Source organism: Paenibacillus foliorum (genome assembly GCF_013141765.1).
Taxonomy (GTDB): Bacteria; Bacillota; Bacilli; order Paenibacillales; family NBRC-103111; genus Paenibacillus_S; species Paenibacillus_S foliorum.
The window spans coordinates 134,681-152,148 of record NZ_WHOD01000128.1 but is presented as its reverse complement, the minus strand read 5'-3'; the positions used below and the strand labels follow the sequence as shown (position 1 = coordinate 152,148).

The following is a 17,468-nucleotide window of genomic DNA, read 5'->3' as shown; positions in this document are numbered from 1 at the left end:
TATGCATAATCATCATCAATTACATGCACAATCACAAGATTCTCACCATGAACACGCTCACGGACACAGCCATAATCATGGTCACGGGCAGGGGCATCATCACCAACCATCATCATCAGAAGGGAACCGTAAAGGATTAACGATTGCATTGATAATCACAGCAAGTATTATGCTGCTGGAGTTTTTCGGGGGAATTGCTACCAATAGTCTTGCCTTATTGTCCGATTCCGGACATATGCTTAGCGATACAGCGTCCTTACTGCTAAGTCTGATAGCCATTTCGTTTGCTATACGACCTGCCTCATCCAACAAAACCTTTGGTTATTTGCGGTTCGAAATTCTTGCAGCATTGTTTAATGGCGTCACTTTGTTTGTTGTTGCCATTTTTATTTTGTGGGAGGCTTACCATCGGTTCTTGCAGCCCCCAGTTGTCGCAAGCGGTTCCATGATGTTAATCGCGGCAGTTGGCTTATTAGCGAATTTGGCAAGTGCTTGGTCCCTTATGCGCAAGGGAGATGTGAAAAATAATTTGAATCTTCGCAGTGCCTTCCTTCACATAATAAGCGATGCTTTAGGGTCCATTGGAGCCATTATAGCTGGTTTGTTTATGTTGCTATTTTCCTGGTACATTGCTGACCCGATAATTAGCGTTATTGTGTCATTGCTCATATTGAAAAGTGCTTGGGGAGTCATTAAGCATACCGTTCATATTCTGATGGAAGGGACTCCAGCTTCGATGAATAGGGATGATGTAAGGAAGGCATTAGAGGGAATTGAAGGAGTTATTGATGTGCATGATCTTCATATTTGGACGATTACTTCAGGGTTAGACTCGTTAAGCTGTCACTTACTAATAGAGGATGATCAAGACAATCAAAGTATATTACAGCAAGCTATTCGCCAGTTGGAGGAGCAATTTCATATTCAGCATTCAACGATTCAAATTGAGACATCAAGAATCCATCACCAGCTGCTTAAAATATAGTGCAATATATGTTGAATATAAGCATTATCTAGCAATAAACGTTCGGAAACATCGCTCTTTTTGCTGTAAGATAAAGAGAGATGAATGCTTATACCAAGGGCAATAACGAATGGTTGCAAAAGCGTCATAAGTATTCTTCTGCTGCTCGCCCCAAATTGGAGGAGGAATTGAAATGACTGCTTTCGGTTGGTGTTTACCTATTGAACAAGCCAGTGAATTAAAAGAATACGGTTATGATTATATTGAATGCACACTGGCGCCTTTATTAACTAAGGATGAGGACGCTTTCAAGAAAGCGCTGCCATTGTACCTTAACAGTCCATTACCTGTAAAAGCATGGAACGTCTTGTTCCCGCGTGAGATTAAAGTAGTCGGACCTGAAGCTAATGATGAGGTTACGAAGCAATATATAAGCAAAGCAGTAGAGACAATGAATACGGTAGGCTCTTCGATCTTTGTATTTGGCAGCGGCGGATCCCGTTCCGTACCTGAAGGCTGGGAACGTAACCGTGCAGAAGAGCAGCTGCTGAATGTGTTAAGCTGGTTTGCAGACGAATGCCAAGGGACGAAGCTTACTTTGGCAATTGAGCCATTGAATACGAAGGAAACCAACATTATTAACAGTGTTAATGATGGAGTACACTTGGCTAAGCTGATTAATCGTTCATCGATTCGTGTATTGGCAGATTTTTACCACATGGATGAGGAACAGGAGCCACTTGATACGATAGTTACGAATAAAAATTGGCTGGCTCATATTCATATCGCAGATACGGGTCGACTTGCTCCCGGAACAGGGCAATATCCATATGAGACTTTTATTGCACAGCTTAAAGCAGCCGACTATAATGGATTAATCTCTGCTGAGTGTACAATCAATGATCGAGAGAAGGAAATCCCTCAGGCGCTTCAATTTTTACAGCGACATTGGGGATGATGTAAGTTGTAGAGACCCTGATTCCTACAAATTTGTAGAAGAAGGGTCTTTTACAGTTTCAATCACAGGATAGATTTAAGACTGTTGTTCATTCTCTGATTGCTGATCGGCTTCATATTCCTCGGCAAATTCCTCTAGAGAAGTGATATGTCCGTGAGGGTGTTGCGTTTGTTTACGGATTTCGGCTTCATTTTCTTCGCGGTTTTTTGATTGGCTCATTGTGGATACCTTCTTTCCTAAAGAAATAGGTGCTAGACGCTTATATAAGCTTCCTATCCTAGAATGACTTACTTGAGCAAAAATTATGTACTTTTATTTAGAGAATAGCTGTATTTAAGCCGTAATTAGTGCTGTGGAAAAACAAATGGAACCATCACTGCTGCCTGGCAGGGTGAGGTTCCATTTGTTTTTGTGCTTATGCTGCAGCTTCTCTCTGCGTTCTGCTACGGTTGGTGTCTTTCGTTCAACAGGAATAATACCATTCCAGTCTAATCTGTTGATCTCGGGATTTAGCTTGCCTTGCTGCTGCCACTTCATCCTTTGCTTCTTTGCTTTGCTTTGTGCCATATTTAAAGGCCTCCTCGTTATTTGAAAATGGGACTGTTTTAATTATACGCCAATTAATCCAAAACTGCATCAAGTGAATAGTTTGACAGATTTGAAACAAAATGCAGGAACGGTTGTTTTCCCCATGTTGTTTTGGTAACCTAGGAGAAGATTGTTGTCGATTAAATGAATGCAGGAGTGAGCACGATGTCCTATGATTTTTATTACTGGTTTATCATGAGCGCTGCCTTTATCATTACGAATGGCTTAGGTGTTGGGCTTATGCTCAAAACTCAAAAGCTGCTGTTATCCACTCTTGTGTCTTTTATTGTGAATTTGGCGATTTTTGTGGTTGCCAGTATTTGGTGGGCCAGTCTGTTTGAGGGCTTTGCACGTATGTTCGGACTGTTCGGATTTGGAGTAGCCTTTGTTAATATTGAAGTCTTGTTGTTTTTCGGACTTTTTATAATGAAGAAGAAATCAACCCCACCGGTTTGATAGCCATATAGACTTTAGAAAGCCTGTGATTCCAAGTGATTACAGGCTTTTCTTTGTCCCCAAAAAACTCCCGCATCTCTTAAGGATGGGGGAGTCGCTTTATTTGATGAAAGAGCTGTAGAAATTAGAAGTTTTGCGCAGCTACAGCAGCTTGTTTTAAACCTTCTTCGATAATAGCTTGGGATTTGTCAGGGAATTGGTTATGACCTTCAATGACTACAGTTGTAACATCTTGAATACCAATGAAGCCCATGATTGTTTTAACATAGTTCAGGGACATTTCGATAGCGGCAGCAGGACCTTCGGAGTATACGCCGCCTCTTGCGTTCAGCAAAGCTACTTTTTTATCAGGCTGCAATCCTTGAGGACCTTGTGCTGTATAAGTGAAAGTTTTGCCTGCTTGAACAACATAGAACAAGTAAGTCAGCAGCTGAGCAGGGATTGTGAAGTTCCAAAGCGGGAATGCCAATACAACTTTATCAGCTGCAAGGAATTGCTCTAAGTATTTGTTTACATTAGCTGCTCTTTGTTGTTCTTGCTCAGTCAGTTCAAAGCCTTTTCCAAGCTTAAACAAACCGTTCAAAGTGTCAACATCATAGTAAGGAAGCTCCTCGGCAAACAAATCAAGCTCTACAATAGTATCCCCAGGATGGGATTCTTTATATTGATCCAAAAATGTATGATACAGTTTAACACTTGCAGATTGCTCCAAAGGACGACCATTAGCTTTAATAAATAAAACAGTAGACATAAATTAAATTCCTCCATTACTATTTTTATAATATCAACTCACTATACGTAAGTATAATAAATGATTAACTTACTTTTGTCAAGCTACTTATAATGAAATGAAGGAAGGTTTGATGCGGCGTCTAAGCTCTTACTAAAAAACAGAATGAAACAAAAAAACAGGGAGCAAAGCGGAATAATCCGTCTGCTCCCTGTTTGATATTAATGAGATTGAAACATCCGCTCCCGGGCGTCCCAACGAAAATTAGCGATGAAAAATCCAAGAATTCCAAAAACAATGACTCTAATATATACCCAAGATGTCGTAAATGATTGCTGGGTGATCCACTCCATACCCGTAAATAGTGCTGCTAATATGATACCCCAGGTTACCACACCGTAAAACATTACATATTTCGATTTGCCCATCATTCTTCTCTTGCGCCATTTATTAGCCTGTTCGGCAGTCATCTTACTCATAATAGGTTGTTCCCCCTGCATTAAATTCGATCTACAACCTTTCGCTGCGAGACAGCTGAAATCCTTCCCGTCCTCAAATTGTTCACAACTAAATAGTCTATATTTGGATAACATAACAAAAGAACACCATGACTCCATTTGCAGGAATAAAAGCGCTTTGGTATGGTGATATTAGGGCATTTGTAATGAGCATTCCCGAATCATTGCACTTTAATACACAAAAAAGTAAACAATATATGTTACAATGATTGGTAAAAAACAGATAGGGGAGGCATTATAAATAAATGAGCAAGGTGCTGTTGTTTTTCTTATTAACTTGGCTGACGGGTAGTCCCATTGTGGCGATTCTTGTTCTGCTGGTTGTTTTTTATGTGCTGGATCGGCGGTTTATTGGTCTAACTCCTAGTATTTTGAAACCTATTCAAAGAGCAAGGAAGCTGTCCAGATTGCGTCAAGAGCTGCGGTTGAGTCCTCATCAAAACTCATCAAAGCTGGAATTGGCGAGGGTATTGATGGAACGCAAGCAATATGTGGAGGCAGCGGAGCTGCTTGAGCAGGTTGCTTCTGTTATTGATGATTCTGCTGAGGTTCGGGCAGAGCTTGGCTTATGCAGACTGAAGCTTGGCCAATTGGAGCTAGGAGAGCAATTGCTGCTGGATGCCGTAGAAATGAATCCAAGGGTCAAATATGGAGAGCCTTATTTGCGTTTAGCCGATGCATGGGCAGACCACAATCCAACTAAAGCGATAACTTATTTGGAACAGTTCAAGGAAGTGAATTCATCCTCGTGTGAGGCTTATTATCGTCTGGGTCAGCTGTACGATCGTTTGGGACGTAAAGAAGAAGCCCGCGGAGCTTACCGTGACACGATTGAGCTGTACCGCGGGCTGCCGAAATATAAACGGCGCTTTGAGCGTAAATGGTCTTTACTAGCCCGGTTTAAGCAATTTTAAGTAATTTGCTGAACTGGAGCTAATACACGATCTGGAGTAAATGACGATAAGTTGATACTGGTCGGCTCGTCCATAATTAGCTGCTTGATCAGTTTCCCCGTTGCAGGTGCAAGTAGTATGCCATTGCGGTAATGACCAGCTGCTATGATTAAACCTGGCATCTTCACTGACTGGCCCATGTATGGAAGGCCATCAGGTGTGCCTGGACGCAGGCCAGCCCAAGTGCTGACGAACTCAGCATGATCGAGTTCTGGAAGCAGTTGGGTCGCGGCGGAATGCAGAGAACCGATAACCGAGGCGTGGCAGCGTTTGTCGTAACCGCATTCCTCCTGAGTTGCTCCAATGATCATACTGCCGTCCAGTTTTGGGACGATATAGCAGCCTTTAGTAAAGACAGTGCTGCTTATGATAGGCGCTGCTGTCCTGAGAGAGATACATTGGCCTTTGACCGGGAATAACTGCAGCTTCAGTCCGAATGGTTCCGTTAAGGCGGACGCCCAAGCTCCCGAAGCAAGGATAACCTGATCGGCTAATAGTTCACCGTCAGCCGTCCTGACGCCTTGGATTCGCCCATTGTGCTCAATGAGGCTAAAAGCTGGCGTCCACTCGCGAATCTCACAGCCGAGCCTAAGTATGCTCGCTTGTAGAGCTAATGCCAGCTGTACTGGATGGACCTGATGGTCCTGCTGAAAGCGCAGCCCTCCTCGTATATCACGGGATAAGCCAGGCTCTATTGTACGCATTTCCTTTGAAGTAAGCCATTCAGCATTATGAATCCATGGTAAGCGGCTCCGCAGCTCTAGCTCATCCTCTTCTGTAAATGCAGCCCGAAGTATTCCTTTCTCTATGTATTGCGGAGAAATTCCTCCGGTTTGTAATAGATCTTCCGTCCATTTATGATACAACTGTTGACTCCATTCGCACAGCTCGTAGAAAGCGCCTGGATGATGCATTTCTACCTGTGCTCCCAGCATACCTGCAGCTGCAGTGGAAGCTTCTTTGTTAAGTGCGCCTTTATCGATAAGGGTTACTTGGATGCCTGCTCGCAATAATTCAAATGCTATGCTGCAGCCGATAATGCCTCCCCCGATAATTAACGCTGATCTGTTCCTGCTATTCAATGTTAACTCCTCCTAAGAGTTTCGCTTTAGCGAAGTTTACTTCGTAAGCTTATACTTTGGAATATGCCGTGTTTGTTCCAAAGTTTTGTGAAATCTTGCTATCTGACCTGCAGGATCTTGATGCAGCAGTATTTGAGATAGCACGGCGATGCCCGAGCACCCTGTCGACAGCACTTCATCGACATTATCCGGCTCGATTCCACCTATAGCTATTACCGGTATTGGACAGGCTTCGACGACCTCACTCAAGGCAGCAGTGCCGCGGGGCGGCAAGCCTGGCTTGGAGTTAGAATCGAAGATATGTCCGTACAGGACATAATCAGCGCCATTTTGGGCTGCCGCAGCGGCCTCCTCGGCAGAGTGCACGGAGCAGCCGATTCGCACATTAGCAGGCAGAATACGACGGCTTTGGGCTACGCTTAGACTGCTATAGGCCAGTTGGACGCCAGGGGCGCCAACAGCCAAAGCCGCATCAAGCCGGTCATTAATATATAGAGCCGCAGGTTCAAACAGCGGCTGTAAGGTATTATACCAGTCGGCCAGCTCCCGAGCGCCGCATTGCTTTTCTCTCAGATGAAGGGCATCAATGAGACTTGTCGGGCATTGATGAGCAATAGCTGCCACTTCGGTTAGCGTCTGCTTACCGGTCGTTATGACATGCAGCTCGTGTTTCTTCATTACGAGCACACTTCCTTATCATAATTTCTGAAAAAATAGTACAATACTTTCATCATAGCGCAGCCTGTTAAGACCGTCAAAGCGTTTGCCCAAGTTGTCATAAAAATATCAAGAACAGTGAACTTGACGGTAGTAATAGGGATAGATAAACTGGTATAAGTAAGTTTGGGAATGGACAGTACGGGATTAGTTCTTAAAGTCCATTTTAAAAGCAAAAATTGCATACAGGCAGAGATAGATTTTAACCTTTGGCCTAAGAAAAGCGGCAGTCTTAAAAAGCAGCAGGCACGGCTAAGAAAGGGAGCTTACATAATGGGACAAATATATAAAGCGTTAACGATAGCAGGCTCAGATAGCGGGGGAGGAGCCGGTATTCAAGCGGATTTAAAAACATTTCAAATGCTGGAGGTTTACGGGATGTCAGCCATTACGGCAGTTACATCCCAGAATACCTTGGGTGTGAACGGTATCTACGATATCCCGTTAGAAGGAATAGAAGGTCAGATAAATTCAGTTGTGAGCGATATCGGAGTAGATGCCGTAAAAACAGGTATGCTGTCACAGCCGGCAGTGATCGAATTAGTAGCTGCTCAAGTGATTAAGCATAAGATTACGAAGCTTGTGGTGGATCCCGTCATGATTGCCAAGGGAGGAGCAAGCTTGCTCGCAGAACATGCACAGGATACGCTGCGGAGCAAGCTGTTGCCGCTGGCTTCATTAGTAACGCCGAATATTCCGGAAGCAGAAGTTATTACTGGTATGCGAATAACTTCGCTCCATGATATGAAGGAAGCAGCACTTAGAATCGTACAGCAATACGGTGCAGGAGCAGCTGTTGTAAAAGGTGGGCACAGCACCGGAGAGCCGACAGACGTATTGTACGATGGTGAGCAGTTTCATTTGCTAACAGCGACACGTTATGAGACTCGTCATACCCATGGTACAGGATGTACCTTCTCGGCAGCTATTACAGCGGAGCTTGCCAAAGGCAGCAGTCTATTCGAAGCCGTGCAAACGGCCAAACGTTTTATTACGCTTGCTATCCGATATGAGTTAGGGATTGGCGGGGGGCATGGACCAACCAATCATTGGGCTTATTGGCGGTATAGTACGGACAACCGCGACAAGGATACGAAGGAGTCAACGGAGCTATGACAGCTAAATTGAGTTATGAATATTTAATGCAAGCCGTCTTATTGATTGGACTTGTAATCATAAGTTTTCCCGCCATCATATTATGGTCCAGATGGAAGAAGAAGAAACGGAGATAACGCCCATGTACTATGTGAATCACGAGCAAGTAGACCTGCGTTTACGATTTATTCCCATATTGTCAGAATCATGCGAAAGATTAGCAGCACAATGGGAGAACACTTCTTCAAGCGATCGCTTGCTCTTGCAGTTTGCTCAAGAACGTACGCTGCATCTGGCAATTGAGACGGTTACTGATGTTGGAAGTCTCTTAATCGACGCTTTTATGATGCGAGACGCTAGCAGCTACGAGGATATTATTGAAATTCTCCAGGGTGAGGGTGTATTTGAACCAAGTCTAGGGGCCACCTTGCGTCAGCTTGTTCAGCTTCGTAAGCCGCTTGTCCAGGATTATTCAGCTTTTCCACGGGAGATTCTGCATCCGTTAATCAGCGAGCTTCCGAGCGCACTATCTACTTTTGCAGAAGCTGTACCCGTTTTTATCCGCAAGGAAATGGTGTAATTCAGGGAAAATAAAGTTATTGCAAGAAGAATTATGTTAGCATTTTCCTCTCCTAGTATTTTTGATACATTTTAGTATATTAATTTACTTATAGTTCATATTCGTATACAATAGCTGTAATAACTTGCTTATCAGCTCATTTCTGAAGAAAGCAAGGTTTGCTTGAAGAGGCGGTGAAAAGACCAGATGAACCAGGAGATGGATGTATCCACACGAAAAGTCATACTGACCATGTTGAAAACACAGGGATCCCTTACCGTTAGCGATATGGCCAAACAGCTAGGCATTACGGAGATGGCAGTTCGGAGACATCTGAACACGCTGGAGCGTGACGGTCTGATCGAAGCGAAGCTGGTACGGCAGGCAATGGGGCGGCCGACCAATTTGTACTCCTTGACGGAACAAGCGGATGAGCTATTTCCGAAGAAATATCATCATTTGACGCTTGATTTATTGGGCGAGCTGGTTTCTGAAGCAGGAGAGCAGCAGGTAGATCGTTTATTCGAGCGTCGTAAGGAGCGAATGGTTAACCGTTACGAAGAACAGATGCAGGGGAAACCGTTGGAAGAACGAGTCAAGACACTTGCTGAGATTCAAAATTCCAATGGGTATATGGTGGATTGGAATACAACCAATGAGGGGCATTATGTCATTAACGAGCATAATTGTCCTATTTCACAAGTTGCCAATCAATATAATCATGCATGCCAATGTGAGCTTATGATGTTCAAAAGCTTGCTCAACGCTAATGTCGAGCGCACGGAATGCTTGGTCAAGGGCGGAATTAAATGCTCCTATACCATTCAAGAAAAAGATAAATAAAACCATCTCTACGCGGTCTGCGTCGATGATGGTTTTTTTGTTTGAACATCCGTGAAACCTATCAAAGCTTGCTGAATTCACTCACCTGAGCACCTTTTACCTGTTCAAAATGATCCTTGTACTCTACATGAATGATTTCGCAACCAGGACCAATGTTAACACGGTTGCCTCGAACGATCTTTGCAGTCGTATATTCGAGATAAATATCGTCACCTTCGATAGTATCCACAGTCAAACGATCTTCAAAGCCCGTAATAAATAAAGAATGAATGATCTTGTGGAGACTGAGGGCCAATCCGGTTCGTTTTACACTGATCGTTTCGCCGCCTATCTCTTTAGCCTTGCACGGACCAAACAATTGAATGTCTATTTTCCCGGCATTTAGCATACCACCAATAATAAAGCTGCCTTTTTGTAAAAAGGTCTCGGCTTCACAATCCCTCTGAACCTTCAATTCGCCGCCGATTTCCAATAGGTCGCCAGTCAGATTGCCGCCAATATCAGATTTGCCCTGCAGCTTGAGGACCCTAACTGAAACATCGCCCCCTATATCGGTCTGACCATTAACATTTAATTGTTCTGCATCTACATTACCTTCAATTCGTGTGATGCCGTTCACCTTTATAATTGTTGACTTTACATTACCTTGGGTACGGGAGCTTCCATTTGTTTTGAACTCAATACTATCTATATCTCCCGAGATGGTTCCTTCTCCATTAATTTTTACGTTATTGAACGTACCGCCGGCTGTGCTGCCGCTTCCAGAAATAATAAGATCGCCTCGAACATCAGGGTTTGTCATGTAAAATGCCTCCATCATCCGTTTATTTTAAATTTCAATTCTTCCATACAGCTAGATATAAGCAAACGGGCAACAACTCGAATTTTGGGCTCGAAATAAACATTTGCGGGAACTTCGGCTAATACTAATGTGGAAAAGCCCATTTTCCTAATAAAAATGAACTCACCGTTATTTCCTTGCAGCTTGGGATAATGCTCATTCATAACCTGAAGCAGCATATATCCTTCATCAAGACTTATTTCTCCCGTATGAAGCATTTTATCGAAAATAAAGAGTTGTAAAATTCGATCAAAATCAAACAAATCAGAGCTTCCTTGTCGCTCGCAATACATATTGAAGCTTTCTAATGAAACAATGTTACGTTCTGTTAACTCCTGTTTGGTAAGAGAAATCTCCGTAGGATTGGGTGACAATAAGTTTGCCAGTTCATCGAGAGATAAATCATCCTTCATATTTTTTATTTTGTCGATCCGCCCAAGTATCTTATCCTTCGGGAAAAAGGTTTCCTGTCCGGTGAAGGCAGATTTCCTTATGAACCAGTCCTCGGGAATTAAATTTTTTCGTTTCCATCGATATAACTGACCATAAGAGAGGCCAGTCAATTCGAGTAGTTCTTTTTTAGAGATTAATTGTGTTTCCATCCATCAATTCCTCCTAGTGAAAACAGTGTAACATAACATTGTTACGTTGTAAATGTGATGAGAGTTTATTTTTTTATGAAAAAAACGCCCATCCTCAAGAGGATAGACGTTCTGTATGCTGTATTCTAATCAAAGCTTTGCATTTGCTACAAGACGTGCTGCTTTATCCTTAATCCAACCGTAATTGCCAGCTGTGATCTCCTTTAAATTGACCAGAGAGCCTCCAATACCAACGCCATGGCATCCCGCTTGAATAAATTGCGCGATATTATCCTCGCTGACACCTCCCACAGCAACCATTGGGATATGGTTGAGCGGACCTTGAAGCTCTTTAATGTAGCCAATGCCGAGGCTTGCGCCTGGGAAAATCTTTACGGCTGTCGCGCCCGCTTTCCAAGCCTTCACAATTTCAGTAGGAGTCATAGCGCCTGGAAAGATAGGAATTCCTTGCTCTGCCGCGTAACGAATGACATCTTCATCTATATTAGGTGTTACCAAATAGGATGCGCCAGCTTCAATAGCCTTCTTCGTATCGTCTATATCAAGCACAGTTCCAGCACCTATATACATTTGTTCACCGAATTGCTTCTGCAGCTGTGCAATCATCGTAGTGGCGCCTGGCGTGTTCAATGTAATTTCCATTACTCGAACGCCTCCGTCCAACAGCGCTTGAGCTACACCGGTGATATGTTGTTGCTCCACACCGCGTACAATGGCGATTATACGTGTTTGTTCAACTAATTGTAGTCCTTGTTCCCGATTCATGTTTGCATCCACCTCATCCCCAAGTTATAGGTCTATTATGACATTCTTTTCGATCTTTTCATACAGTGAGTCATCGATCTGACAAAAAAGTTAGGATAAATTCGGATATTTAGTGTCAAAATGCTTCCCTCCTACTTATAATGTACTATTCCATAGGCATTCGTCTAGGGCGTTGCTTGTCAGGAAGGGGGTGGAGGCAAATGCTCTGGCAAATAGCAGTTCTTATTGTTTCTATCGCAGTGGTTGTCTTAATCGGATTCCTAATTCCAACACTAATTGAAACTCGTAGGACGATAAAGGAGACACATATTACGCTTAGTCAGCTCCAGACAAGGCTCGAGCAGACAGCGGTAGAATCGAAGCATTTGATCCAACTTACTCAGAAGCTAGTTGAGGATGTCCAAGAGAAAATCAAAGCTGCTGATGGTTTTGTAGATGCGATGGAGCAGACTGGGGCAGCGGCCAGCCGTTTATCCCAATCTGTAAGGCTTGTTTCCCGTACTTTGTCGGATTCAGTCACGGAGGCAAGCAGCACTCTGCATAACAGCAAAGATACGATGCGAGACCTTCTTGAGCTTACCTCTATCAGCATGCAGCTATGGCAAAGGTGGCAGGCCTCCAAATCTTCAAAAGCAAAAGTCCAGACGGGTGAACAACAATGAAGGAGATGAATGAAATGGCAGCGGAAAAAAAAGGGAAAGATTTATTGATCGGAGCCGTTGTAGGTACATTATTAGGAGCGGTAACAGCGCTACTGTTTGCGCCTAAATCAGGTCGTGAGCTGAGAGCCGATATCTCGGAAGGGGTACACAATGTTACTGAGAAAACGCAGCAAGTAGCGGGGACGGTTGCTGACAAATCTAAGCAAATAGCTGGCACGATTAGTGATAAGACACAGCATGCCGTGCAAACGATTGGCCGTCAAACATCGGAATGGGCAGGAAAAGCTAAGGAAACGGCTCTTTCTTGGAAACATCCAAAAGCTGAAAGCTTGGAATCGTTGGAAGCACCTGTTGCTGCTACGGTTGTAGAAAGTGAAGAAAACGAGAAATAAACCGATAACATAGGAGACAGCAAATAAGAAGCCTCTTGCTTTGGAGGCTTCTTGTTTGCTTTTGATACTGTTACTAGTATGAGAACCTAGTACCTACCATTTGGATGGATCAATTTTGCTAGGATCAAGCCCCTGCCAAATATTTCGAATGTCTGCTGATTTGGGGCTATCAAAAACGAGCCAAGCCGTAGGCAAATAACGTTCGCCATATTCGCTGGAAGGGCGGTTTATTATTTTATTATCATGCACCAGAACGGTGGAAGAGCCTCCATCCAGATTGGCTGCTGTAACAGCTCCATGCTCAAGGAATATGTTTTGAATATCGAATAAGGTTGCGCCGATACTATGGCCCGGTTTCCTGCCATCTATGATAGCGAACATGATCGTGCCATCTTCCTTCTGAGCCATTGCTGTACGAGGCGCAATACCCCAACCGTCGGCTTGGTTTTTAATCTGCCCCACACCATTTACAATAAAGCGTGGTGCAAAGGTGACCGCTTCTTGAACTCCCATCTGGAGCAGCTCACTCGGCTTGTATTTGCCTGCAATCATTCGTCCATCTTTATCGATGCCAACGATATGATTGGGGGTATTCATCCCACCGTCATTATAAAAAATCGTGCCACCTGACATCACAATTCCAGTAGGTTGAAAGCCGTTGCCCATCCATTCAGGATCTACGAAGCCTCCGGCATTTACTCCTGCCTCTGCTCCAAGACGTTTGACCATAGATGAAACCTTTTCCCCTTTACCTTGCGTTCCAGGGACTGCAATTCTTAGCTTTTTGGGATCGTTGACAATGAGAAGATGACCTTTGAAATTGGTGCCTGATATCGGTTCGATCTCCACCAATGGCTTTTTTTGTGCCGGCTTAGCTGAGCTGGTGTCCGGCTTGGTAACATGCACTAGCTGCTGATCCTTGACCTCTGCAAAGTTATCGAACTGCTGCCAATAGCGGTTGACCCTTCGATCCAATTCTTCTTGCCCAATTAGGTAAGTCGCCCAATGACGATGCTGTGTTGTAATTAGCGTATCAGCCATCAAGAAGCGAAGATTGGAGCCGGAACTCGTCATAAAGAACCAAAAGCTGAATAACATCCCCATTAGGAGCAGAACACTGACCGTATACAAAAATAAAGTTAGAAGTGCTGACGATTTCTTCGTTTTTTTGGGTGAACGAGGTTTTGGTTTGGGACCGCTGCCGGCATTCGCATTACGTGATATTTGGGTTGCCATGAATTCTGTCCTTTCACATGTCGGTTGCTTCAATGTTATAAACGTAAATAAGAGGAAAAAGTTTCAGTTAACAACCTCACTTTTTCCTCTTATTTACATTTGGTACAGCTGCTTGTTTTCTTTAATCATAAGTTCAAACTCATGCGCAGGCATAGGCTTGCTAAAAACATAGCCTTGTATCTCGTCGCAGCCTTGATTAATCAGGAAGTCGAGCTGCTCTTGAGTTTCCACACCTTCTGCCAACGATTTTATTTTTAATTGGCGGGACATAGCGATTAAAGCAGTTACTATAGCCGCATTTTCTTCATCAACCGTTACATCACGGATAAAAGACTGATCAATTTTTAAGGTATGGACCCTAAACCGTTTCAAATAGCTAAATGATGAATAGCCAGTACCAAAATCGTCGATGGAGATTCGTACTCCCAGTGCTCTCAGCTTCTGCATGGTGTCCATAATATAAGCGATATTGGTCATAGCCACATTCTCGGTTATTTCCAAGCATAGAAGCTTGGGCTCCAAGCCCGTTTCCTCAAGTGTCTTCTCTACAAGCTGTACGAATTGAGGCTGGTGAAATTGTATCGCGGAAATGTTGACAGAAACACATAAGGGAGGATGTCCCATGTTTTGCCATTTTTTATTATTAAGACAGGACTGTTTCAATACCCAATTGCCAATCGGTATAATTAACCCGGTTTCCTCGGCAAGAGGGATGAATTCTGCAGGGGATATCATACCCCATTCAGGGTGAGCCCAACGTATTAAGGATTCCATGCCATAAATCTGTCCCTTGCTTAAATCAACAATGGGCTGATAAAATATGCGAAATTCGTCACGCTCCAATGCTTTACGCAGATGGATCTCCAAATTTAATCTATGTAAGGAACGCTTGTTCATCTCTGGCTGATAATAATGGTACGAATTCCCACCCTTCTCTTTGGAGCGATACATGGCTATGTCAGCGTTTTTCAGTAATGTTTTTACGTCTGTGCTATCATGGGGGTATAGACTTATTCCTATGCTGGCTGTTACAAAGAGCTCTTGGTTTTCAATAATAAAAGGTTCCTTCAATAATTCTGGAATCCCTTTGGCGAACTGTGCGGCTTCATCGATATGTGTAATATCTGAGAGCAATATGATAAATTCATCGCCGCCGAATCGTGCTACGATATCTTTTTCTTTCACATAGATCTGGAGTTTCTGGGCTAGTAATTGCAGCAGCTGGTCGCCAACATGATGACCGAGCGTATCGTTGATTACTTTAAAGCGGTCAAGATCGAAGAAGATAACCGCCATCATGCCACCGATTTGTTCAGCATGTTCGAAACAAGTCTTAAGTCTTTCATCAAAATGAAGACGATTAGGCAAATTCGTCAATGAATCGTGGTAAGCCATGTGAACTATTTTTTGTTCAGCACGCTTGCGTGCATTGACTGCACGAATAGTAGCATAGGATCGAAGAAACTGTTCATCGTTTGTCTCACTAATAATTTTAGCGAACAGCTCGTCTTGTTCTGCTTGATTTTGTTGTGTGTTGTTAGGATCAGTGGTCTCCATGATTTGCATGACATTATGAATATGTTCCTTATGTATTCGGGCAGCGGAAGCAGTTTTGGAATACTTCCGGTCCTCTTTGTCAAGATAAACAATACCTTTTTTAGAGTCATATTCACCGACATGATTCATATTCACTAGATTTGCGCTGTCGAGAAACCTGAATCCGTCTTCAAATAACCATTCTTCTAAGTTATCAAAGGAGAGATCCAGATAGTATTGCTGGTCTTTTGTATGAATGACTATGGATCGGTCGCGGATTCGTTCGATTTTTATAACTTCGCTCGAATCAATAATAATAATCTCTGACCCTCTCTTGCCATCTCGAGTAACGGGAATTTTCTGCATAAAGACTCAGCTCCAAAGAGAAGGATTAAGATAATGAAGTTAGATGAATAATTAATATAAATACGACAATGGCAGCAGTTAGTGCAATACTAAATGGTGTAATAGTTAGATTAGAAAGCAATGAATGGAAAATATTTCAAAAAAACTATACTATAGTTTACTTTTTCAGTTTATATTAGATTTTTGTAATGTACAAGCAGAAAGTTGTCGAATTAAGCGCTTACAGCTACTGCAAAACACATATAATACTAGGGATTATAGTGTTTCAGTCCACCGAAGATAAGAGTGATTGTAGCATGCTGTTCTTACCAAATGTAATCTCATAGCTGGTATTATTGTTAGTAGCAATTTGGGGGTAAATAAGGTCGTGGTATTTGCACTGATAGGGTTCGGACATCTTAACGGATAGTCCAACTCCTAGTGAATCGAAATAAAGCTTGCCGAGGTGTTCATCATATTTACGAATATGCTGGAAGTTTACATAAATATTTGTGTCCACTTTCTTAAAATCATGCTCGTCTACTAGATCGAGAAATTGACTGAAGTCTCTAAGGGATTCGATGCTCTTTGTTATCCTCGTAATTTGATTTAGGCAATATATTTCTTTCGTTCCGATCTCAATATAAAATACAGCGGTCAAATCTACCTGAATAGGGGTTAGATAAGATCCAGAGAAGTCTTGTTCCATTAAATGTCCCGCTTTGATCATAAGCTCCGTATAAGGGTAACCATAAGCCCCAGACAATTTTTTTAAAGTGTCAGGCGAAGGGGTGATTTTCTCGTTTGTAGAACGGTTTTTTTCCAATTCCAAATCGCGAATGTAAGCGTGTGAAAGACCGCACTTTTTGGCGGCTTCTCTTAATGACATATTACCTCGTAAACTTTCTAAAAATTGACCAAAATTAGGAATAGCTTCCCCCAAAATGTTCACCTCTCTCTAGAAGTATTGTAAAGGAGAATTTCGGTAAATGAAATAGTTTTGTTAAAAAAATGTAACAATTATGTAACATTGGAGTGCTTTTACGAGATTCTAAAATATTGTTAATATAAAGCTGTAAGCCTTGACGCATTGTAGTATAAATACTACATTTAAGATTAAAGTCGGCATACTACAACAAGAAGGGGGATCCTGTAGATGAGAGACAAGATCATGAACCGCTGGAGCACCTATGAGCCCTTTTATATCCAATTTAATGGATTCAAGATTGCCGATATAGTCATAACTAGCCATGCGCTGTCACGTTGGACAGAACGAATTGGTAATGAGCATAGCGGTATTGATTATATATGCTCGTATATATGGGATGTCTTGAAAAATGAAAGAATGCATCCTTATTATGAAAAGGAGAAAGATGTATATTTGATTGATGAGGATTTGGTAGTTGTTGCTGAATTTATGCTGTTGAAGGACGAAATCGACATTGCCGGAAATCCTTTGTACAAAATGATAATAGTAACCTTTCTTGGGAAAATCTCGGAAGATATACAGCTGCGGGATTTGAAAGCGTATTATTCTTGGCTAAGGCATTCGAGGCGAATGACGCTTGTCAAACATGGCAGAAAGCGCAAATAACAACTATTAATTAAATAAAAGTAACTGTAAGC

22 protein-coding genes are annotated in these 17,468 nt (G+C 42.7%); 10 read left to right on the top strand and 12 right to left on the bottom strand.

Features of this window, described 5'->3' with window-relative positions; genetic code table 11:
* Window position 1: 1 nt before the first annotated feature.
* Both GC093_RS33400 and GC093_RS33395 read left to right on the top strand, forming a co-directional pair.
* Window positions 2-985: a cation diffusion facilitator family transporter gene (locus tag GC093_RS33400; RefSeq protein WP_171656278.1), complete on the top strand. Its 984-nt coding sequence runs from the start codon at window positions 2-4 to the stop codon at window positions 983-985.
* Between the two features lie 172 nt (window positions 986-1,157).
* Complete coding sequence (locus GC093_RS33395; protein ID WP_171656277.1) at window positions 1,158-1,922, top strand: sugar phosphate isomerase/epimerase family protein; 765 nt, start codon at window positions 1,158-1,160, stop codon at window positions 1,920-1,922.
* A 75-nt stretch (window positions 1,923-1,997) separates the two neighbouring features.
* Here GC093_RS33395 and GC093_RS33390 read toward each other — a convergent pair whose 3' ends face one another.
* Window positions 1,998-2,141, bottom strand: a complete 144-nt coding sequence (locus tag GC093_RS33390; protein ID WP_171656276.1) for a DUF6254 family protein — start codon at window positions 2,139-2,141, stop codon at window positions 1,998-2,000.
* 114 nt (window positions 2,142-2,255) lie between these two features.
* Window positions 2,256-2,489 carry a ribosome rescue factor BrfA gene (gene brfA, locus GC093_RS33385; protein ID WP_171656275.1) on the bottom strand — a complete coding sequence of 78 codons (234 nt, stop codon included), beginning with the start codon at window positions 2,487-2,489 and terminating at the stop codon, window positions 2,256-2,258.
* A 186-nt stretch (window positions 2,490-2,675) separates the two neighbouring features.
* Between brfA and GC093_RS33380 the strand changes: the two genes are divergently transcribed.
* Window positions 2,676-2,966 carry a hypothetical protein gene (locus GC093_RS33380; protein ID WP_171656274.1) on the top strand — a complete coding sequence of 97 codons (291 nt, stop codon included), beginning with the start codon at window positions 2,676-2,678 and terminating at the stop codon, window positions 2,964-2,966.
* A 124-nt stretch (window positions 2,967-3,090) separates the two neighbouring features.
* Here the strand turns inward: GC093_RS33380 and GC093_RS33375 are convergent, their stop codons facing one another.
* Window positions 3,091-3,717 carry an FMN-dependent NADH-azoreductase gene (locus GC093_RS33375; protein ID WP_171656273.1) on the bottom strand — a complete coding sequence of 209 codons (627 nt, stop codon included), beginning with the start codon at window positions 3,715-3,717 and terminating at the stop codon, window positions 3,091-3,093.
* A 200-nt stretch (window positions 3,718-3,917) separates the two neighbouring features.
* Window positions 3,918-4,175: a hypothetical protein gene (locus GC093_RS33370; protein WP_246315800.1), complete on the bottom strand. Its 258-nt coding sequence runs from the start codon at window positions 4,173-4,175 to the stop codon at window positions 3,918-3,920.
* A gap of 284 nt (window positions 4,176-4,459) precedes the next feature.
* On the opposite strand from GC093_RS33370, the gene GC093_RS33365 reads away from it, so the two are divergent.
* Window positions 4,460-5,128, top strand: a complete 669-nt coding sequence (locus GC093_RS33365; protein ID WP_171656272.1) for a tetratricopeptide repeat protein — start codon at window positions 4,460-4,462, stop codon at window positions 5,126-5,128.
* Here the strand turns inward: GC093_RS33365 and thiO are convergent.
* Both thiO and GC093_RS33355 read right to left on the bottom strand, forming a co-directional pair.
* Complete coding sequence (gene thiO, locus GC093_RS33360) at window positions 5,125-6,249, bottom strand: glycine oxidase ThiO (RefSeq protein WP_171656271.1); 1,125 nt, start codon at window positions 6,247-6,249, stop codon at window positions 5,125-5,127. The two genes, GC093_RS33365 and thiO, sit on opposite strands and share 4 nt — an antisense overlap.
* Window positions 6,250-6,285: 36 nt before the next feature.
* Window positions 6,286-6,927 (bottom strand): thiamine phosphate synthase, encoded by a 642-nt coding sequence (locus tag GC093_RS33355; protein ID WP_171656270.1) that lies wholly within the window; start codon window positions 6,925-6,927, stop codon window positions 6,286-6,288.
* A gap of 312 nt (window positions 6,928-7,239) precedes the next feature.
* On the opposite strand from GC093_RS33355, the gene thiD reads away from it, so the two are divergent.
* The 3 genes from thiD (at window position 7,240) to GC093_RS33340 (ending at window position 9,463) form a co-directional block, all read left to right on the top strand.
* Window positions 7,240-8,082: a bifunctional hydroxymethylpyrimidine kinase/phosphomethylpyrimidine kinase gene (gene thiD, locus GC093_RS33350; protein ID WP_171656269.1), complete on the top strand. Its 843-nt coding sequence runs from the start codon at window positions 7,240-7,242 to the stop codon at window positions 8,080-8,082.
* A 121-nt stretch (window positions 8,083-8,203) separates the two neighbouring features.
* A complete protein-coding gene (locus GC093_RS33345) occupies window positions 8,204-8,641 on the top strand; it encodes a DUF86 domain-containing protein (protein WP_171656448.1) in 438 nt (145 codons plus the stop codon).
* Between the two features lie 186 nt (window positions 8,642-8,827).
* The gene (locus GC093_RS33340; RefSeq protein ID WP_171656268.1) at window positions 8,828-9,463 is read left to right on the top strand and encodes a helix-turn-helix transcriptional regulator; all 636 of its coding nucleotides are present in this window, start codon (window positions 8,828-8,830) and stop codon (window positions 9,461-9,463) included.
* 61 nt (window positions 9,464-9,524) lie between these two features.
* Here GC093_RS33340 and GC093_RS33335 read toward each other — a convergent pair whose 3' ends face one another.
* The 3 genes from GC093_RS33335 to GC093_RS33325 form a co-directional block, all read right to left on the bottom strand.
* A complete protein-coding gene (locus GC093_RS33335) occupies window positions 9,525-10,265 on the bottom strand; it encodes a hypothetical protein (RefSeq protein ID WP_171656267.1) in 741 nt (246 codons plus the stop codon).
* 14 nt (window positions 10,266-10,279) lie between these two features.
* The gene (locus GC093_RS33330; RefSeq protein WP_171656266.1) at window positions 10,280-10,906 is read right to left on the bottom strand and encodes a YhbD family protein; all 627 of its coding nucleotides are present in this window, start codon (window positions 10,904-10,906) and stop codon (window positions 10,280-10,282) included.
* A 129-nt stretch (window positions 10,907-11,035) separates the two neighbouring features.
* The gene (locus GC093_RS33325) at window positions 11,036-11,671 is read right to left on the bottom strand and encodes a bifunctional 4-hydroxy-2-oxoglutarate aldolase/2-dehydro-3-deoxy-phosphogluconate aldolase (protein ID WP_171656265.1); all 636 of its coding nucleotides are present in this window, start codon (window positions 11,669-11,671) and stop codon (window positions 11,036-11,038) included.
* 200 nt (window positions 11,672-11,871) lie between these two features.
* Here GC093_RS33325 and GC093_RS33320 point away from each other — a divergent pair, with 200 nt between their 5' ends.
* Window positions 11,872-12,333, top strand: coding sequence for a DUF948 domain-containing protein (locus tag GC093_RS33320; protein ID WP_171656264.1), 462 nt, complete (start codon window positions 11,872-11,874; stop codon window positions 12,331-12,333).
* Between the two features lie 14 nt (window positions 12,334-12,347).
* Window positions 12,348-12,725, top strand: a complete 378-nt coding sequence (locus GC093_RS33315; protein WP_171656263.1) for a YtxH domain-containing protein — start codon at window positions 12,348-12,350, stop codon at window positions 12,723-12,725.
* A gap of 93 nt (window positions 12,726-12,818) precedes the next feature.
* On the opposite strand, the gene GC093_RS33310 is transcribed toward GC093_RS33315, so the two are convergent.
* The 3 genes from GC093_RS33310 to GC093_RS33300 all read right to left on the bottom strand — a co-directional run bounded on the left by GC093_RS33310 (window position 12,819) and on the right by GC093_RS33300 (window position 16,785).
* Window positions 12,819-13,961, bottom strand: a complete 1,143-nt coding sequence (locus GC093_RS33310) for a phosphodiester glycosidase family protein (RefSeq protein WP_171656262.1) — start codon at window positions 13,959-13,961, stop codon at window positions 12,819-12,821.
* A 93-nt stretch (window positions 13,962-14,054) separates the two neighbouring features.
* The gene (locus tag GC093_RS33305; RefSeq protein ID WP_171656261.1) at window positions 14,055-15,863 is read right to left on the bottom strand and encodes an EAL domain-containing protein; all 1,809 of its coding nucleotides are present in this window, start codon (window positions 15,861-15,863) and stop codon (window positions 14,055-14,057) included.
* A 265-nt stretch (window positions 15,864-16,128) separates the two neighbouring features.
* Complete coding sequence (locus GC093_RS33300) at window positions 16,129-16,785, bottom strand: helix-turn-helix domain-containing protein (protein WP_171656260.1); 657 nt, start codon at window positions 16,783-16,785, stop codon at window positions 16,129-16,131.
* A gap of 213 nt (window positions 16,786-16,998) precedes the next feature.
* On the opposite strand from GC093_RS33300, the gene GC093_RS33295 reads away from it, so the two are divergent.
* Window positions 16,999-17,436 (top strand): hypothetical protein, encoded by a 438-nt coding sequence (locus GC093_RS33295; RefSeq protein WP_171656259.1) that lies wholly within the window; start codon window positions 16,999-17,001, stop codon window positions 17,434-17,436.
* Window positions 17,437-17,468: the final 32 nt, after the last annotated feature.

Excerpts from the sequence above, each read along its gene's own strand:
- GC093_RS33340 (WP_171656268.1), top strand. The coding sequence starts at position 8,828 with ATGAACCAGGAGATGGATGTATCCACACGAAAAGTCATACTGACCATG.
- GC093_RS33370 (WP_246315800.1), bottom strand. The coding sequence starts at position 4,175 with ATGAGTAAGATGACTGCCGAACAGGCTAATAAATGGCGCAAGAGAAGA.
- GC093_RS33325 (WP_171656265.1), bottom strand. The coding sequence starts at position 11,671 with ATGAATCGGGAACAAGGACTACAATTAGTTGAACAAACACGTATAATC.
- GC093_RS33380 (WP_171656274.1), top strand. The coding sequence starts at position 2,676 with ATGTCCTATGATTTTTATTACTGGTTTATCATGAGCGCTGCCTTTATC.
- GC093_RS33355 (WP_171656270.1), bottom strand. The coding sequence starts at position 6,927 with ATGAAGAAACACGAGCTGCATGTCATAACGACCGGTAAGCAGACGCTA.
- GC093_RS33335 (WP_171656267.1), bottom strand. The coding sequence starts at position 10,265 with ATGACAAACCCTGATGTTCGAGGCGATCTTATTATTTCTGGAAGCGGC.
- GC093_RS33375 (WP_171656273.1), bottom strand. The coding sequence starts at position 3,717 with ATGTCTACTGTTTTATTTATTAAAGCTAATGGTCGTCCTTTGGAGCAA.
- GC093_RS33320 (WP_171656264.1), top strand. The coding sequence starts at position 11,872 with ATGCTCTGGCAAATAGCAGTTCTTATTGTTTCTATCGCAGTGGTTGTC.
- GC093_RS33395 (WP_171656277.1), top strand. The coding sequence starts at position 1,158 with ATGACTGCTTTCGGTTGGTGTTTACCTATTGAACAAGCCAGTGAATTA.
- GC093_RS33400 (WP_171656278.1), top strand. The coding sequence starts at position 2 with ATGCATAATCATCATCAATTACATGCACAATCACAAGATTCTCACCAT.
- GC093_RS33305 (WP_171656261.1), bottom strand. The coding sequence starts at position 15,863 with ATGCAGAAAATTCCCGTTACTCGAGATGGCAAGAGAGGGTCAGAGATT.
- GC093_RS33330 (WP_171656266.1), bottom strand. The coding sequence starts at position 10,906 with ATGGAAACACAATTAATCTCTAAAAAAGAACTACTCGAATTGACTGGC.
- GC093_RS33365 (WP_171656272.1), top strand. The coding sequence starts at position 4,460 with ATGAGCAAGGTGCTGTTGTTTTTCTTATTAACTTGGCTGACGGGTAGT.
- GC093_RS33315 (WP_171656263.1), top strand. The coding sequence starts at position 12,348 with ATGGCAGCGGAAAAAAAAGGGAAAGATTTATTGATCGGAGCCGTTGTA.
- GC093_RS33310 (WP_171656262.1), bottom strand. The coding sequence starts at position 13,961 with ATGGCAACCCAAATATCACGTAATGCGAATGCCGGCAGCGGTCCCAAA.
- GC093_RS33295 (WP_171656259.1), top strand. The coding sequence starts at position 16,999 with ATGAGAGACAAGATCATGAACCGCTGGAGCACCTATGAGCCCTTTTAT.
- brfA (WP_171656275.1), bottom strand. The coding sequence starts at position 2,489 with ATGGCACAAAGCAAAGCAAAGAAGCAAAGGATGAAGTGGCAGCAGCAA.
- GC093_RS33390 (WP_171656276.1), bottom strand. The coding sequence starts at position 2,141 with ATGAGCCAATCAAAAAACCGCGAAGAAAATGAAGCCGAAATCCGTAAA.
- GC093_RS33345 (WP_171656448.1), top strand. The coding sequence starts at position 8,204 with ATGTACTATGTGAATCACGAGCAAGTAGACCTGCGTTTACGATTTATT.
- thiD (WP_171656269.1), top strand. The coding sequence starts at position 7,240 with ATGGGACAAATATATAAAGCGTTAACGATAGCAGGCTCAGATAGCGGG.